Origin of the sequence: Yoonia sp. 2307UL14-13 (assembly GCF_037572755.1) — a bacterium.
Lineage (GTDB): Bacteria > Pseudomonadota > Alphaproteobacteria > Rhodobacterales > Rhodobacteraceae > Yoonia.
Window position 1 is genome coordinate 52,039 of record NZ_JBBIFZ010000009.1, and the last position, 17,469, is coordinate 69,507.

At 59.2% G+C, this 17,469-nt stretch carries 15 protein-coding genes; 5 read left to right on the forward strand and 10 right to left on the reverse strand.

The genetic code is table 11. The features are described 5' to 3' along the window. Positions 1-11: 11 nt before the first annotated feature. From V8J85_RS17825 to V8J85_RS17855, 7 genes are all read right to left on the reverse strand, one after another. Positions 12-362, reverse strand: coding sequence for an H-type lectin domain-containing protein (locus V8J85_RS17825; protein WP_339955129.1), 351 nt, complete (start codon positions 360-362; stop codon positions 12-14). Between the two features lie 117 nt (positions 363-479). Further along, positions 480-917 (reverse strand): F0F1 ATP synthase subunit epsilon, encoded by a 438-nt coding sequence (locus V8J85_RS17830; RefSeq protein WP_339955130.1) that lies wholly within the window; start codon positions 915-917, stop codon positions 480-482. 9 nt (positions 918-926) lie between these two features. Further along, on the reverse strand, positions 927-2,351 hold the full coding sequence (atpD, locus tag V8J85_RS17835; RefSeq protein ID WP_339955131.1) for a F0F1 ATP synthase subunit beta: 1,425 nt from the start codon (positions 2,349-2,351) through the stop codon (positions 927-929). Positions 2,352-2,369: 18 nt separating this feature from the next. Next, complete coding sequence (locus V8J85_RS17840; RefSeq protein ID WP_339955132.1) at positions 2,370-3,242, reverse strand: F0F1 ATP synthase subunit gamma; 873 nt, start codon at positions 3,240-3,242, stop codon at positions 2,370-2,372. Between the two features lie 22 nt (positions 3,243-3,264). Then, complete coding sequence (gene atpA, locus V8J85_RS17845) at positions 3,265-4,803, reverse strand: F0F1 ATP synthase subunit alpha (RefSeq protein WP_339955133.1); 1,539 nt, start codon at positions 4,801-4,803, stop codon at positions 3,265-3,267. After that, positions 4,804-5,370, reverse strand: coding sequence for a F0F1 ATP synthase subunit delta (locus V8J85_RS17850; RefSeq protein WP_339955215.1), 567 nt, complete (start codon positions 5,368-5,370; stop codon positions 4,804-4,806). A gap of 299 nt (positions 5,371-5,669) precedes the next feature. Further along, positions 5,670-6,425: a DUF2793 domain-containing protein gene (locus tag V8J85_RS17855; RefSeq protein WP_339955134.1), complete on the reverse strand. Its 756-nt coding sequence runs from the start codon at positions 6,423-6,425 to the stop codon at positions 5,670-5,672. A gap of 165 nt (positions 6,426-6,590) precedes the next feature. Here V8J85_RS17855 and gmd point away from each other — a divergent pair, with 165 nt between their 5' ends. The 4 genes from gmd to galE are packed head-to-tail and all read left to right on the forward strand — an operon-like array spanning position 6,591 to position 11,132. Beyond that, positions 6,591-7,712, forward strand: coding sequence for a GDP-mannose 4,6-dehydratase (gmd, locus tag V8J85_RS17860; protein WP_339955135.1), 1,122 nt, complete (start codon positions 6,591-6,593; stop codon positions 7,710-7,712). A gap of 3 nt (positions 7,713-7,715) precedes the next feature. Further along, complete coding sequence (locus tag V8J85_RS17865) at positions 7,716-8,684, forward strand: GDP-L-fucose synthase family protein (protein WP_339955136.1); 969 nt, start codon at positions 7,716-7,718, stop codon at positions 8,682-8,684. A 13-nt stretch (positions 8,685-8,697) separates the two neighbouring features. Further along, positions 8,698-10,110, forward strand: a complete 1,413-nt coding sequence (locus V8J85_RS17870; protein ID WP_339955216.1) for a mannose-1-phosphate guanylyltransferase/mannose-6-phosphate isomerase — start codon at positions 8,698-8,700, stop codon at positions 10,108-10,110. Between the two features lie 8 nt (positions 10,111-10,118). Continuing rightward, positions 10,119-11,132, forward strand: a complete 1,014-nt coding sequence (gene galE, locus V8J85_RS17875) for a UDP-glucose 4-epimerase GalE (protein WP_339955137.1) — start codon at positions 10,119-10,121, stop codon at positions 11,130-11,132. Here galE and V8J85_RS17880 read toward each other — a convergent pair. After that, positions 11,120-12,511 carry a phosphomannomutase gene (locus V8J85_RS17880; protein WP_339955138.1) on the reverse strand — a complete coding sequence of 464 codons (1,392 nt, stop codon included), beginning with the start codon at positions 12,509-12,511 and terminating at the stop codon, positions 11,120-11,122. The genes galE and V8J85_RS17880 overlap by 13 nt on opposite strands. A 321-nt stretch (positions 12,512-12,832) precedes the next feature. On the opposite strand from V8J85_RS17880, the gene V8J85_RS17885 reads away from it, so the two are divergent. Next, a complete protein-coding gene (locus tag V8J85_RS17885; RefSeq protein ID WP_339955139.1) occupies positions 12,833-15,037 on the forward strand; it encodes a calcium-binding protein in 2,205 nt (734 codons plus the stop codon). A 1-nt stretch (position 15,038) separates the two neighbouring features. On the opposite strand, the gene V8J85_RS17890 is transcribed toward V8J85_RS17885, so the two are convergent. Beyond that, positions 15,039-16,160 (reverse strand): polysaccharide biosynthesis/export family protein, encoded by a 1,122-nt coding sequence (locus V8J85_RS17890; RefSeq protein ID WP_339955140.1) that lies wholly within the window; start codon positions 16,158-16,160, stop codon positions 15,039-15,041. A gap of 63 nt (positions 16,161-16,223) precedes the next feature. Beyond that, positions 16,224-17,336 (reverse strand): chorismate synthase, encoded by a 1,113-nt coding sequence (aroC, locus tag V8J85_RS17895; RefSeq protein WP_339955141.1) that lies wholly within the window; start codon positions 17,334-17,336, stop codon positions 16,224-16,226. Between the last annotated feature and the right edge of the window lie 133 nt (positions 17,337-17,469).

A 17,469-nucleotide genomic window follows, 5' to 3' on the forward strand; every position in this document is an offset into this window, starting at 1 on the left:
ACTGCGGCGGCCTAATAAAGCTCCCACCCTTCATCATTCGCCAATTCCCCAATCGACGTCCAAGCCACCCGCACGCGCGCGACTTGCGTATCGGCCCAAGTCCGAAAGACGATGTCGAAACCGGCATTGGTGATGTTTTCCGCCTGCACATCCGCGCGGATATTGCTGTTGTTCGAGATATCCCACATCGAAATGGACACCTGCACATGCGGAGGCGACAGGTATGGCTGGCTGAATGTCACAGCCGCACGACTTTGCCGCGGCCCTTCACCGCGCCACATCGCACCATCATGCTCGAAGTCGGAAAACATGACCACGTCGCCGTGATCGACCCCAACCATCCCACTCTGTAACCTGCGCATATGCCTAAATGTCGCCTTGGCAATTCATGCATCGGGTGTATCGCAGCTGATGCGTCAAAAGAAGCCGCAAAAGAAAAAGGCCCCGCATTGCGAGGCCTCTATCGGATTTTTTGGCGTTCAGCCAAAATTGGATTGTTTCGGATCCAGACCGATATGCGTACCCATCGCAACCATATCCGCAATCAGCTTGGCCGCATCATCCACCGGTCCGGGTTCGTTCTTGAACGTCTCTTTTGCCTTGTTGTGAACCGATTTGGCATCTTCCAGCATTTTGTCAAAGACGTCCTGCGTCATCTCACCCCGCGGCAGAGCCTGCTCGGCCAACACCGATACGCTTTCCGCCGTAATCTCGGCAAAGCCGCCGGACACGACATATTCGTCGCTACCGCCTTTATGAACCACGGTCAGAACGCCGGGGCGCAATGTGGTGATCGTCGGCGCATGATCGGCCATGGCCGTCATATCGCCGTCGGCACCGGGGATCTGCACCTCGGACGCCTCGACCGATGCCAAACGGCGCTCGGGCGAGACCAGATCGAATTGTAGGTTTGCCATATCGGCTCCTTACGCTGCGGCTGCAGCCATTTTTTCGGCTTTGGCTTTCACTTCTTCGATGCCGCCGACCATGTAGAACGCACCTTCGGGCAGGTGGTCGTATTCACCGGCCACGACGGCCTTGAACGACGCGATCGTATCCTCGAGCGGCACCTGCACGCCGGGCGACCCGGTGAAGACTTCGGCCACGTCGAACGGTTGCGACAGGAAGCGCTGGATTTTCCGGGCGCGGGCCACGGTCAGTTTGTCTTCCTCCGACAATTCGTCCATGCCGAGGATGGCGATGATATCCTGCAGGGACTTGTAACGCTGCAGCGTGTTCTGCACATCCATCGCAACGCGATAATGTTCTTCACCCAGAACTGCCGGGTCCATCAAACGCGATGTGGAATCGAGCGGGTCAACAGCGGGGTAAATCCCCAGCTCGGAAATCGCGCGGTTCAGAACGGTCGTCGCATCCAAGTGTGCAAACGATGTCGCTGGCGCGGGGTCGGTCAGGTCGTCCGCAGGTACGTAGATCGCCTGTACGGAGGTGATCGAGCCATTTTTGGTCGATGTAATCCGTTCCTGCATCTGGCCCATGTCGGTCGCCAGCGTCGGCTGGTAGCCCACAGCGGATGGGATACGGCCAAGCAGCGCCGACACCTCAGAGCCCGCTTGGGTAAAGCGGAAGATATTGTCGACGAAGAACAGAACGTCTGTCCCGGATTGGTCACGGAACTGTTCTGCCATCGTCAGACCGGACAGGGCCACACGCATACGGGCACCCGGAGGTTCGTTCATCTGGCCATAGACCAGCGCAACTTTGGATTTGGTCAGGTCATCGGCGTTGATAACCCCGGATTCGATGAATTCGTAGTAAAGGTCGTTGCCTTCACGGGTCCGCTCACCCACACCGGCGAAGACCGAGTAGCCAGAGTGAACCTTGGCGATGTTGTTGATCAGCTCCTGGATCAGAACCGTCTTGCCCACGCCGGCACCCCCGAAGAGGCCGATTTTACCGCCCTTCGCGTAAGGGGCCAACAGGTCGATCACCTTGATACCGGTGACGAGAATTTCCGAAGATGTCGACTGCGCCTCGAATGTTGGGGCCTCGCCGTGGATCGTGCGGGTCTCTTTGGTTTCGATCGCACCTTTTTCGTCGATAGGCTCACCCACGACGTTCATGATCCGGCCAAGCGTCGCATCACCGACCGGCACGCTGATCGGGCCGTCGGTGTCGGTCACTTCCTGACCCCGCACCAAACCTTCGGTGGCGTCCATGGCGATGGCGCGGACGGTGTTTTCACCCAGGTGCTGCGCCACTTCCAGCGTCAGCAGCTTGCCGTTGTTGTCGGTTGTCAGAGCGTTCAAAATCTCGGGCAGATGGTCATCGAACTGCACGTCGACGACGGCGCCGATGATCTGCGTGACCTTGCCTTTTGCGTTTGCCATTTGTGTCTCTCCGGGGGTCTAGAGCGCTTCCGCGCCCGAAATAATTTCAATCAGCTCGTTGGTGATCACGGCCTGACGCGAACGGTTGTACTCGATCGTCAGTTTGTCGATCATTTCGCCAGCGTTGCGGGTGGCGTTATCCATCGCCGACATCCGAGCACCTTGTTCTGAAGCGCCATTTTCAAGCAGGGCTGCGAAAATTTGGGTCGCGACACCACGTGGCAACAGATCGGCAAGGATTTCCTCTTCGCCGGGCTCGTAATCATATAGCGTGGTCGCGGCATCGTCTTCCTGCTCGAACTGAGCCGGGATGATCCGCTGCGCCGTCGGGATCTGGCTGACCACGTTTTCGAAGCGCGAGAAAAAGATCGTCGCGACGTCGAACTCACCTGCATCAAAGCGATCCAGTACATCCTGCGCGATGCCCTGTGCATCGGCATAGCTGACCCGCTTGACCTCGGTCAGGTCGACATGGTGGATGAAGTGGTCTGACAGGTCACGTTTGATCACGTCGCGGCCTTTTTTGCCGACCGTGATGATTTTCACCGTCTTACCTTCGGCAATCAGCTTTTGCGCATGGGTGCGCGCCAGCTTGGCGATGTTGCCGTTAAAGCCACCGCAAAGGCCACGTTCGGCGGTCATCACGATCAACAACTGCACCTGATCGCTGCCAGTGCCCGACAGCAGCTTCGGCGCGCTGTCGGAACCGCCAACCGACGCCGCCAGCCCTGCCATCACGGCATTGAACCGTTCCGTATAAGGGCGCGAGGCCTCTGCCGCATCCTGGGCGCGCCGCAGTTTTGCGGCGGCGACCATCTGCATGGCCTTGGTAATCTTCCGGGTCGATTTGACCGTTTCGATCCTGTTTTTCAGGTCCTTAAGACTGGGCATAAGGGTCTCCTATGTCCAAATATCAGGCGAAGTCTTTGGCAAAAGCGTCGATGGCTGCCTTGATCTTTTCCTCGGCTTCGCCTTTGACCTTGGGATCTTCCTTCGTGATATAGTCGAGCACGTCAGAGGCGTTTGTGCGCATATGCTTGAGCAGACCGGCCTCGAACCGACCGACATCTTTCACGTCAATCTTGTCGAGATAGCCGTTCGTGCCCGCGTAGATCACGCAGACGATTTCCGCGTTGGTCAGTGGCGAATATTGTGGCTGCTTCATCAATTCGGTCAGACGCGCACCGCGGTTCAAAAGCTGCTGTGTGGACGCATCAAGGTCGGAACCAAACTGCGCAAAAGCCGCCATTTCGCGGTACTGCGCCAGTTCCAGCTTCACCGGGCCAGCCACCGATTTCATCGCGTTGGTCTGGGCCGAAGATCCAACCCGCGACACCGACAGACCGGTGTTCACAGCTGGGCGGATACCCTGATAGAATAGTTCAGTTTCAAGGAATATCTGACCGTCGGTGATCGAAATCACGTTGGTCGGAATAAACGCCGACACGTCACCGCCTTGCGTTTCGATGATCGGAAGGGCGGTCAAAGACCCAGCGCCATTGTCTTCGTTCAACTTCGCCGAACGCTCCAGCAGGCGGGAGTGGAGGTAGAAAACGTCACCAGGATAGGCTTCGCGCCCGGGCGGACGGCGCAGCAACAGCGACATCTGGCGATAGGACACGGCCTGCTTGGACAGGTCATCATAGATGATCAGCGCGTGGCGGCCATTGTCGCGGAAATGTTCGGCCATTGCGGTGGCAGAGTAAGGGGCGAGGTACTGCATCGGTGCCGGTTCGGACGCGGTCGCAGCCACAACGATGGAATATTCAATGGCGCCAGATTCTTCAAGGCGCTTCACCAGCTGCGCAACAGTCGAACGCTTTTGGCCGATGGCGACGTAGATACAGTACAGCTTTTTCGACTCATCGTCGCCAGCCGCATCGTTATAGGACTTCTGGTTCAGCATCGTGTCGAGCGCAACGGCGGTCTTACCGGTCTGGCGGTCACCAATGATCAGTTCGCGCTGGCCACGACCGATCGGGATCATGGCGTCAACGGATTTCAGGCCAGTCGCCATTGGTTCGTGAACCGACTTACGTGGGATGATGCCGGGGGCTTTGACGTCAGCAACCAGACGCTTGGAGGCGTTGATCGGGCCTTTCCCGTCCAGCGGATTGCCCAGCGCGTCAACGACGCGACCCAGCAGTTCGTCACCGGCAGGGACGTCCACGATGGACTTGGTCCGCTTGACGGTGTCGCCCTCTTTGATGTCCCGGTCGGAACCGAAGATAACCACACCCACGTTGTCGGATTCGAGGTTCAGCGCCATCCCGCGGATACCGCCGGGGAATTCGACCATCTCACCGGCCTGCACGTTGTCCAGCCCGTAAACACGGGCGATCCCGTCGCCGACGCTGAGCACGCGGCCCACTTCGGCCACTTCGGCCTCTTGACCGAAGTTCTTGATCTGGTCCTTCAGGATCGCAGAGATTTCAGACGCTTGGATCGCCATTTACCCGACCTCTTTCATAGTGTTCTGGAGTGCGTTGAGCTTGGACGCGATCGACGTGTCGATCATCTTGGAGCCCACTTTAACAATAAGACCGCCAATAATGCTTTCATCGACGGTTTCTTTGATGGTGACTGATTTGCCGACTTGGGCCTTGAGTGTTTTCGCCAGCTTGTCGGACTGCGCCTTGGTCAGGGCCTTGGCGGTTGTGACCTCTGCGGTCACTTCGCCACGTTCCTCGGCCAGACGTTCCTGCAGCACACGCATAAGCTGGGGCAAAACGAACAAACGGCGTTTGCTGGCCAAAAGGCCAAGTACGTTGCCAGTCGTCGTGGACAATTCCATTTTCTTCGCGATCGCGCCGATCGCGTCGGCCTGCTGTTCCCGGCTATATAGCGGTGAGTTCAGCAAAGTACGCAGATCGTCGCTGTCGTTGATGGCGGTTTCCAACGCGGCAATGTCGGCTTCGATTGCCTTTATAGCGTTTTCTTCCTTGGCGATGTCAAACATGGCCGTCGCATAGCGTTGCGCAATGCCTGTCGAGATACCAGCAGTTTCGGACACAAGCAGCCTTCCGATATTTGGGCCCGGCCTCACGAACCCGGAGTGGCGGGCAGCAAGAGGGCAAGTCATTTCGCCCCCGTTTACGCGGAAGCGGCAAAATCCTGCGCGATGTAGCAGAGGTCCTATGGTGTCGCAAGCACCCTGACCCAAGAATCAGCGCTGTCGCTTTGCATATGGGGCACGGGTCGCACATGGCACGTTTTTGTTCGTTGCAAACGTCAAAAAAACTGAGGGCCGTACATGCAAAAAAGGCGTGGGTCCGACTGAAGACACACGCCCAAAGCGATCGATCTAGCAACGAGTCCTCAGAAAAGATCTTGCCAAGCCGTTCCGTCGTAACAGCGCAATTTGGCCGACGTCGAATCAAAGTAAATGTCACCAATCACCGCCATCGCCGGCGCTTCGCCGGGGGTCAGTTGCAGTATATCCCCGATCCGCACTTTGCCTGATGCCGCCGCTACAGTGATCGGTGTCGTCCATGATGACCCGTCCGCGCTGACTTTGATGCTGAAGTCGTCGCTGCCGGACAGCCCCATCTCGGCCCGACCGGAAAAGTCGGTCTGATATAGCAACGAACCGGTATCGGGGGGCGCTGCCTTGTTGATTTTGACTTGGTGGCCGTTACCTTCGTGATTCAGCAAAGTCGCGGCGCTCGCTACGCTGAGACGATTTGTCGTATCCGCCGTGGCGTTCACACCGACGCCCGGCAGGTTGTTGAGATCGGGTTGCCGTGTCCAGGCATCATCGACGAAAATGTAAGGCGCCTCCGCATCGCTTACCCACGCCTGCCACCCATTCCGCGGCGCGACGAACAACCAGCCGCCGCCGCGCCACGTGGCAATCATGCCATCCTGCCCGGCCCAACCTGCGGTCGCGCCGTCACCGATGGCCCATGCTTGCCCCTCTTCTGGCAAACCAGGTGGGGTCGTCTCGTCAACGCTTTCCAGCGTCAGTTGGACGATCATGTCCAGCAACTCGATCGCCTCGTTATGTGTCACATGCTTTTGCGCCTGGGACGGCATGATGAAGGGTAGGGATAGATTGGGGGTCTGTTCGGACATGGAAACGCGCACCTTCCGTGATGAATGAAATGATCCGCACTATCGGCAGACGTCGATGAATCGCCTATTGCTCCACCGCGCCACCATTAAGAAATCGTTGTCATTAATGGGACCGTAACCTTTGTCCGACACGAAAAGGCGGGGCACGCGGACAAGGGACGATCCATGACGAAACGCGCATTGATCACAGGTATCACAGGGCAGGACGGGTCTTATCTGGCCGAATTCCTGCTGGACAAGGGGTATGAAGTGCATGGCATCAAGCGCCGCGCCTCGCTGTTCAACACCGACCGGGTTGATCACATCTATGAGGATCCGCAAACCGATCATGCCAGGTTCCGCCTGCACTACGGTGACCTGACCGACAGCTCGAATCTGACGCGAATCATCGCAGAGGTGCGGCCGGATGAAATCTATAATCTCGGCGCGCAATCCCATGTCGCCGTCAGCTTCGAAGCGCCGGAATACACCGCAGACGTCGACGCGATCGGTACGTTGCGCCTGCTGGAGGCGATCCGGTTTCTAGGGTTGGAGGACACGACCCGGTTCTATCAGGCCTCGACCTCGGAACTTTACGGACAGGTCCGTGAAACACCACAGACCGAGGCGACGCCGTTTCACCCCCGATCGCCCTATGGCGTGGCCAAGATGTATGCCTTCTGGACCTGCGTGAATTACCGAGAGGCGTACGGGATGTATGCCTGCAATGGCATCCTGTTTAATCACGAAAGCCCAAGGCGGGGGGAGACCTTTGTCACGCGCAAGATCACCCGTGGCCTCGCCAATATCGCCCTTGGGCTGCAGGATTGCCTGTATATGGGTAACATCGACGCGAAACGCGATTGGGGTCATGCGCGTGACTACGTGGAAATGCAGTGGCTCATGCTGCAACAGGACCGGCCCGAGGATTACGTGATCGCCACCGGCATCCAGCATTCGGTGCGCGATTTCATCATCTGGGCCGCGCGTGAGGTTGGATTGCAACTGGAGTTTTCGGGCAAAGGTGAGAATGAAACCGCAACCGTCGCCGCGGTCACCAGCGACATGGCGGCGCATGTGAATGTGGGCCATGTCATCATGCGGATCGATCCGCGCTATTACCGGCCGGCAGAGGTAGAGACCTTGCTTGGCGATCCGTCCAAGGCGCGGCGTGTGCTTGGCTGGCAACCGAAAACGACGGCGCAGGAAATGTGTGCCGAGATGATGGCGGCTGACCTTACGGCTGCCCGGCGACAGGCGATCCTCAAACAACATGGGCTAGACCGGCCCATGGCCGTCGAGGCCTGATTCTTGCGTATCTATCTGGCGGGCCATCGTGGCATGGTAGGCAGCGCGATCGTGCGGCAACTGGAAGCGGAAGGCGCGCATGATGTGATCACTGCGGACCGGGCTTGGCTGGACCTGACGGATCAGGCGGCGGTCGCTGCCTTCATGCGGAATGAACGGCCCGACGCCGTGATCCTCGCCGCGGCGCGTGTGGGCGGCATCATGGCGAACAACACCTATCCAGCCAACTTTCTACACGAAAACCTGATGATCCAGAACAACGTGATCCATCAGGCTTTCAAGGCCGATGTGGCAAAGCTGCTGTTCCTTGGCTCATCCTGTATCTACCCGCGCGACACGGCACAGCCGATCCGGGAAGAGGCGCTGCTGACCGGTGCGCTGGAGCCCACGAACGAACCTTACGCCATCGCGAAAATTGCGGGAATCAAACTGTGTGAAAGCTACAACCGGCAATACGGGGTAGATTATCGGTCGGTCATGCCGACGAACCTTTACGGACGGGGCGACAACTTTCACCCCGAAAACGCGCATGTCCTGCCTGCCTTGATCGACCGTTTCCATAAAGCTGTCGACCGTGGAGCGACGGAGATCGACATTTGGGGCAGCGGAACGCCCCGCCGTGAATTCATGCACGTCGATGACATGGCCGCAGCCAGCCTGTTCGTGCTCTCGTTGGATCAGGACATCTACGCCAAGGAAACCAATCCCATGCGCAGCCATCTCAATGTCGGGACCGGTCACGATATCCCCATTGCCGATCTCGCCGGTATGATCGCCGATATCACCGGATTTACCGGCGATATCCTTTACGACACGACCAAACCAGACGGCACACCGCGCAAGGTCCTCGATACCAGCCGGTTGAACCGCTTGGGCTGGTCCGCCGGTATCCCATTGCGCGATGGGATCGTTTCAACCTATGACTGGTATCGACGCCAGCTTATTTCTGGCCAGGGTTTGCGGCATAGGTAAGGAACATATTGTGATGATTACGCCCGTCTTGTTGTGCGGCGGCTCCGGCACGCGGCTCTGGCCGTTGTCGCGCAAAAGCTACCCCAAGCAATTCTCTCCGCTCGTCGGAGAAGAAAGCCTTTTTCAGGCCAGCGCGCGTCGGCTGCAGGGCGATCAGTACACGGCGCCGGTCGTGGTGACCGCAGATCCCTTCCGCTTTATTGTCGTGCAGCAACTGGCCGCTGCGGGAATCACGCCTGACGCCGTTTTGATCGAGCCCGAGGGGCGTGACACGGCCCCCGCGATCCTGTCCGCCGCCTTGCATATCGCCAAAACCACGCCCGATACGCTCATGCTCGTCGCACCGTCCGATCACGTCATCCCCGATCGCGTTGCGTTCGATGCGGCCGTCGCGGCGGCGATCCCAGCGGCGGAGGCCGGACAGCTCGTCACATTCGGCATCGCCCCCGACAGGCCGGAAACCGGCTATGGTTATCTGGAGCTGGAGGCACCGCTAAGCGATGACATCGCACCGACCCCGCTGCGATCGTTCGTCGAAAAGCCGGAGGCGGACCGCGCCGCCCAGATGCTGACCGAAGGTCGTTATCTTTGGAATGCCGGGATATTTTTGTTCAAGGCAGCAACGATCATCGCCGCCTTCGAAGACAAGGCCACCGACACCCTGGCCGCCGTGCGCAGTGCGGTGGAAAACGCCCACGCCGATCTGGGATTTCTCCGGCTCGACCCCGACGCCTGGAACAAGGCAAAGGCGATTTCGATCGACTACGCCGTCATGGAAAAGGCCGATAACCTCAGCGTCGTTCCCTTCCGTGGCAACTGGTCCGACCTTGGCGATTGGGCCGCCGTCTGGCGCGAGACCGAAGCGGACGGCCTTGCCCTGTCAGACACCGCAACCGCCATCGATTGCCAAAATACGCTCCTGCGTTCCGAGGTGCCAGAGCAGACGATCGTCGGTATCGGGCTTGAGGATATCGTGGCCGTCGCCATGCCGGACGCCGTTCTGATCAGCCACAAAGACCGCGCACAAGACGTCAAAATAGCCGTTCAGGAATTGAAAACCAAAAAGGCCCCACAAGCCGAAGCATTTCCCAAAGATCACCGACCTTGGGGCTGGTTCGAAAGTCTGGTCATCGGCAACCGCTTTCAGGTCAAACGCATTGTCGTCAATCCAGGTGCCGCGCTGTCCCTGCAATCGCATCACCACCGGTCCGAACATTGGATCGTCGTCGAAGGTACCGCGCGCGTGACGATCGATCATGAGGTCAAATTGGTGACCGAAAACGAATCCGTCTACATTCCGCTGGGGGCAGTGCACCGGATGGAAAATCCGGGAAAATTGCCCATGGTGCTGATTGAGGTGCAGACCGGTGCCTATCTGGGCGAGGATGACATCCTGCGCTACGAAGACGTCTATGCACGTGATTAGGACATGACATGCGCGTTCTCGTAACTGGCGGGGCCGGATATATCGGCAGCCACACCATTCTGGAATTGATGGCACAGGGGCACGACGTCTGCGTGCTTGATAACTACAGCAATGCCTCACCCGAGGTTCTGACTCGCGTGCGGGCGTTGTCGAACGGCACCATCGCTGATTTCAAAGGGGATATCAGGGATGCCAAGACGCTTGACGATATCATGGCAACTTTCCGCCCCGAAGCCGTGATCCATTTCGCCGGCCTGAAGGCCGTTGGCGAAAGTCAGGAAAAGCCGCTGCACTACTATGATGTCAATGTCAGCGGCACGCTGACGCTGTTGCATGCGATGGGCCGGGTTGGCTGCCGGCGCATCGTTTTTTCTTCGTCGGCGACGGTCTATGGCGAACCCGACTATCTGCCATGCGACGAAGCGCACCCGACACGGCCGATGTCGGTCTATGGACGCTCCAAACTGATGGTCGAGGACATTCTGAAAGACTGGGCTGCAGCCCATCCAGCGGCCTCCGCCGTCATCCTGCGTTACTTCAATCCGGTAGGCGCCCATGCTTCGACGCGGATCGGTGAGGATCCGCAGGACATCCCCAATAACCTCATGCCCTACATCGCGCAGGTCGCCGTCGGCAAGCGAGACAAGCTGACCATCTTCGGCGATGACTACGACACTGCGGATGGCACCGGCCTGCGCGACTATATCCATGTGGTCGATCTTGCGCGGGCCCATGTCGCGGCGCTGGACTATGCCGCGCGCAAGGCGGGCGCACGACCTTTCAACATCGGCACCGGCCAAAGCTATAGTGTAAAGGACATGGTCGCCGCGTTCAGTCGCGCCTGTGGAAAGGACATTCCGACGGTGATCGCCGGTCGTCGCTCGGGCGACATCGCGGCGATCCACGCCGATGCGACGCGGGCAAAGGATGAACTGGGGTGGACCGCAAGTCATACGCTGGACGACATGACGGCCAGCACATGGGCATGGCAGTCGGCGAACCCGAACGGTTACGACGACTGACCGCCCAATCCGAAAATCTCGCGCAATGCCGTCAGACCACTTGCCAAAGTTTCTGACGCTGCCTGTTTGCTGCCGGCCTCGACATACAAACGTAGCTCCGGCGCGTTTCCCGATGGCCGCAAATGTACGATCCGCTGATCCACCAAAGTGATCCTCAACCCGTCCAAATCGTCCAGCGACGCCTCGGCGCCGTCCATACAAATCAGAAAGTCGGCCCGCTTCGTGGCGCTTTTGCAAAGTGCGGCGATGAAATCATGCGATCGCGTGGTGTCCACACCTTGCAGACGATCTGCGGCGGTGAAGCGGGCGGGCTGTCTGGCGACGAGGTTAGCGACACCGACACCCCGCGCCGCCGAGAGACAGCCCAAGATCGGCAACGCAGCATCGCGGGTCATCAAAGCAGGCAGCGCCCCCGCCGGTCCCATTGCGTCAAAGCCCAAAAGAAATCCGCCATTCGCCTCATAGCCGACCACAGCACCGGTGGCGTCTTCCATAGCGGCGATCACATAGGGCGATCCGATTCGTGTCCGCGCGACATCGGCGAACCTGCCACCGACCTCGACGCCGGTATTGGATGAAACCGGGGTGATGACGGTCTTGGCCCCTATCATTTCGCCGGTGATCTGTCCCAGGATATCACCCGGCACGATTTCACCTTCAGCATCCGTCAAAAGCGGACGATCCCCATCGGCATCGGTCGATATGATGGCATCGACGGGATTTTCCGCCGCCCAAACCCGCAGTTGTGTGCGGATGTCCGCGCTGACAGCCTCGGTATCGACGGGAACGAAATGATCCGAGCGTCCGAGTTCGATCACGTCGGCCCCTAGAACCCGCAGCAGGTCGCACATCAGATCACGACCAACAGCACTATGCGCATAAATCCCAATGCGCATGCCGCCCAGCGCGGGCCCGAACGCGGAGATATAGCGATCGGCATAGGCATTGCCGACCATGTCGTTCCGTGAAACGGCACCCTGTGCGGACGAGCGCCCCGAACCACCCACGGCTGCGACGATCGCTTTTTCATCGGCTTTCGTGATCTCTCCGCCGGGTGTGTAGAACTTCAGACCATTGCGATCCGCCGGAATGTGGCTGCCCGTGATCATCACGGCACCCGCACCAGCGCGCATGGCGGCAAGCGCCAGGGCCGGCGTCGGTACTGTGCCACACATCACCACATCGACGCCCTGCCCGCGGGCGGCGTTCTTGACGATTTCGGCAAGCGATAGGGAAGAGTCGCGCAAATCGTGACCAACGAACAAGCCCGAGCCGATGTCGCACGAGGCGACGAAAGCGCGGATGTGATCGCCCACGCAATCTCCCGTCAGCTCTTTCACCAGACCCCGCAGGCCGCTTGTCCCGAATTTTGGTGCCATGTCGCCGCTTCGCCTTCCGCCGAAAATTAACACTTTTACTGAATTTGATGATAATTTGATACACGCAGCGCGGCAACGGATCATTCACCAGAATTGATAGCAAAGCCTTGTAATTTATGTAAAATCCTCGGCGCTTTGTGCATTGCCCCTGCCGACGCTTCAACCTTTGTCAACGGATTGGTCTTAACACTTTCCTGCAATCCCGCGCGCCGGTTACCGGGATGGGTAGCCCATTGACCGGATCTCGTGGTCCTTTCGCATCAGATGATGCGAGGGGTGAAATCCAGGTCTTTTGGGGGACCAGCAGTGTCATTTTCCGTCGTGGCGTATCGTGTAGCCGAAGAAGATCAGAATCGATCCCGGATCACCGATTTGACGATCGTCGATGTTGACGGCACTCCCCAACTGATCAGCGCCACACGTTATGATGGGGTTATTCAAAGCTGGGACATCGGTGCATCCGCACTGACCCTGAAGGATACGCTGACGTTCGATGGCGGCGACCGCGCCGGTATGACGCCGACGGTTGTGATGCTCGACATCGACGGCCAACCCGGTATCCAGATCGGCGGTGGCGTCGCGGGCGCGCCGCAGACGATTGGTATCGACGACTTGGGGCAATTTGTCACCCCGACACCACTAAGCGTCCTTCCAGCGGAATTTCGGGCGTTTCAAAAGGGCGCCAAAGTTTCGTTGCCCGACGGTCGGCAAGTGCTTTACGGCGCGATCGCCGATGAACCCGGGCTTGCCAAGATCCAGTTTTCCGCTGCCGGTGCCTATCAGGACCATGCCTTGCTGACAGCGACGTCCGGTGACATCACCGCCGTCGCATCCGTGACGATCGGCAGCCAGACATACCTTTTCACCGCCGATGCCACGTTGAGCACGATCAGCGTCTCGACCGTCGCACCGGATGGTCGGCTTATAGGCGGTACGACACTGGATGCCGATGGCGGGCTTTGGATCAGCGCGCCACAGGTCATGGAGGCTGTCGAAATTGGCGGGATAACCTACCTGATCCTCGGATCGGCGGGCAGCAGCACGATCAGCGTGATAGAGGTGGGTCACGATGGCGCTTTGACCATGCGCGATCACCTGACGGATGACCGCAACAGCCGTTTCGATGGGATCACCGCGCTTGAAATCGTGCAGTTGGACGGGCGGACCTACGTCATCGCGGGTGGTGCGGATGACGGGGTGTCCATCTTCCAACTTCTCGAAGGGGGCTACCTGATCGCGCAGGACCACTTCGCCGATACAACCGAGATTGGTCTTGATAACATCAGCGACTTGGCCGCGATCGGCCGGAACAATGGGCTCGACCTCTTCGTCTCCAGCAGCAGCGAAGCCGGGATAACCCAACTACGCTACGACACGGGCAGTACCGGTATCACGACGACCGCTGTGCTGTCGGGTGGCCTTCTCGCCGGCACAACCGGCAACGACATTCTGCAAGGACATAATGGCGATGACCAGATTACCGGCGACGATGGCGACGATATCCTGCGCGACGGCGCTGGCAGCGATACGCTATCCGGTGGCGACGGCGCTGATCTATTCATCCTCTCGGCGGATGCGACGACCGATCGGGTCACCGACTTTACCATGGGCGAGGACAAGCTGGACCTGTCACAATGGCAGGGGCTACGTGATTTAAGCCAGCTGACCATGACGATCCGGGAGGACGGGGTCGACATCGTCTATGGCAATGAACTGTTGGTGATTCAAAGCGTCGATGGTGCTCCGATCGATTATCGGCTGTGGGACAATACCGATCTTCTTGGCACGGGCATCCGGCTGTCGACCACGATCACGCCCGGCTATCCCGGGCCCACCCGACCCGACCCCGACTTTGACCCGCCACCGGATGAACCGGACGACCCCGGCACCCCCATCGATATGGGCCGCAACATCGGCGCGCTTGGTGGCGTTCATCTGGACGGTTTGCGCGGTGGGGTCGACGGCACAGCGTCCAGCGGTTCGGCGGAGCCCGATACGATTGTGGGAACGCCCAACGCAGATACGATCGTCGGCGGCGCTGGCACCGATCTAGTCTTTGCCCGGGATGGCGACGATATCGTTCATGGCGGCGATGGATCCGACGTCCTGTTGGGCGGCGCCGGGACGGATACGCTGAACGGAGAGGGCGACGGCGATCTGATCGTCGGCGGACGCGGTGCCGATACCCTTAGCGGCGGCGCCGGGCATGATACACTTCGCGGTGGCGACGGTGATGATTGGATCAGCGGCGGTCCTGGCGATGACATTTTGTTCGGCGATGCTGGCGCCGACACTTTCATCTTCGAAGGTGGCGATGACGTGATCCATGACTTCGTACAAGGCGAGGATCACGTCATACTGGATCGCGCGCTTTGGACCGGGCTGACCAATGCCAGCGATGTCCTTTTGATCTATGGATCATACGCGGACGATCGCGTCACGATCAGCTTTGACAGCGGCGACATTCTGACGATCATCGGCGTCGAGGATTACGGCACTTTCGCCAACGACCTGAGCCTGTTCTGATCTATGAATTGCTAAGCGACGACACCGTATTGAAGACGTTCAAAAGGGTGAATGCCGGCCCAAGAACGCTTTCTGTGCCGTAGACGAGATCATTGGGCTGGATCTGGAACTGTGCTGCCGAAAACAGGCCGTCGGCAGATGTCAGGTCAAGCGTGAACACGACCCGCTCTTGCGGGGGGCCGCTGCCATCCGCGCGGACCTGGTCAGGCGGATATTCCCGCAGAATCAGAATACCCTCCGGATTGGCGCTTCCGGAGTTGACGCCACCGACGATGGCCATGGCGTCCAGCGCCGATACGTCATCGTCCGGAAAAGGATGAATCGCCTGGCTGCTTGTCGCCCCAAGCGACAGAAATGCACGCTCATCGGCCGCAACGATAATGCGATCGCCCCCGCGAACATTCACGTCAAGCGCCGGATTTTCGAGAAGGCGCGAATAGGCGATACTATAGACGGAGTTACCGCGCGCCAGCCTGACCTGCGGGTTCGGCATCTCTGGGGGCACCCCGCCCGCCGTCGACAGTAGATCGAGCAGGCGCGTGTTGCGATACTCAAGCGGATAGATGCCCGGCGCGCCTGCACCCGTCACCACGTTGACGGTATTGGTGCGACCCGGCGTGGCGGTCAACTGCACCTGCGCCGACGGGATCGTCAGCGTCAGTTGTTCTTCGATCCGGTCCCGCGCCGTTTCGGCCGACATGCCGGACACCTTCAGCCGACCGATATACGGCACGAAAATCGTGCCGCCGGAACTGACCTCGATCTCTTGCAACGGGGTCGCGCGCTGACCGGTACCGGCCAAAAGCGAATTCTCTTCAGCGTCCCAGATCGTCAGCTGCAATCTGTCGCCGGGTCCGATGATCAGCGAGGTGGCCCCCTGTTGATCTGAAAACCAGCGTTCGGTCGTGGCACCCTGAACAGGCCATGCGTTAAGCGTCCGCAGACTTTCGCGGGTGACGGGATAGACCGCAAAGTCATAGACCGGCTCTGCACCGTCTTCGGTCTGTTGTACGCTGGATGCGGCAAGCACCTCTGATTGGAAGCCGGCCCCCCTTGGAATGCCGCAACTGGCCAGACCGAAAGAGAATGCAGAAATCAACAGGATACGGAAAAGCGGCAGCATGATTCCCCCAGTTTAGTCGCGACACCGTAGCAGTTGGTTAAGACGAACAACAACTCCCACAAATCACGCACCCGGGCCGATCGCACCCCGTGCGCCACCGGTCTGGCCGCGATCCAGCAACAAATGATCAAGGATCACGCAGGCCATCATCGCCTCGCCCACTGGCACTGCGCGAATACCGACGCACGGGTCATGTCGGCCTTTGGTTACGACCTCTGTCGGTGACCCATCGATGCGGATCGACTGACGAGGGCTGAGGATGGACGATGTCGGCTTCACCGCAAAACGCACGACAATATCCTGACCGGTGCTGATCCCCCCCAGAATGCCGCCGGCATGGTTCGAACTGTATTCCGGCCCGCCCTGCCCCATGAAAATCTCATCCGCATTCTCGCGCCCTGTCAGGCTGGCAGCCGCCATGCCCTCACCGATTTCCACGCCCTTGACCGCGTTGATGGACATCATCGCAGCCGCCAGATCAGTATCGAGCTTGGCATAGATCGGTGCACCGATCCCCGCCGGCACACCGCGGGCGACGACCTCGATCATCGCGCCGACCGAATTGTGATCGTCCTTACGGAGCCAAGCCAGATAGTCGGACCATTCGGCAGCCGCCCTGGCATCGGGACAGAAGAAATCATTCTGATCGATCTGTGCCCAATCCATCCGGGCGCGATCGATGATCTTTTCGCCCATCTGCACCATATAGCCTTTGATCTGCACGTTCGGGGCAATCGATTTGATCGCCTCCCGTGCTACACCACCCGCCGCCACACGCGCGGCCGTTTCACGTGCTGAGGACCGCCCGCCGCCGCGATAATCGCGAATGCCATATTTCTGGTGATAGGTGATATCGGCGTGGCCCGGGCGAAAGGTTTGGGCGATCTCGCCGTAATCCTTGGACCGTTGATCAGTGTTGCGGATCGTCAACTGGATCGGCGTGCCCGTCGTCCGGCCGTCGAACACGCCCGACAAAATCTCGACTGTGTCGGGCTCGTTTCGTTGTGTCGTGTTCTTGTTCAACCCTGGGCGCCGCTTATCCAGCGAATGCTGGATCATCGCAGGCGTCAGTGCCACACCCGGCGGACACCCATCGACGGTCGCGCCCAGCGCAGCGCCGTGGCTTTCCCCCCATGTGGTGAACCGGAATAAATGACCGAATGTGTTGAACGACATGTGCACTGCCTCTTTGACTGGCACGCGATTACAGGAGGCCCGCCTATTGTTCAATTCCTCCGTTCCGGGGGCGGTAGCCCCAAAATTTTGAGAATTGAGAAAGGTGTGAGACACTCAACCTCGGGTATTCAAA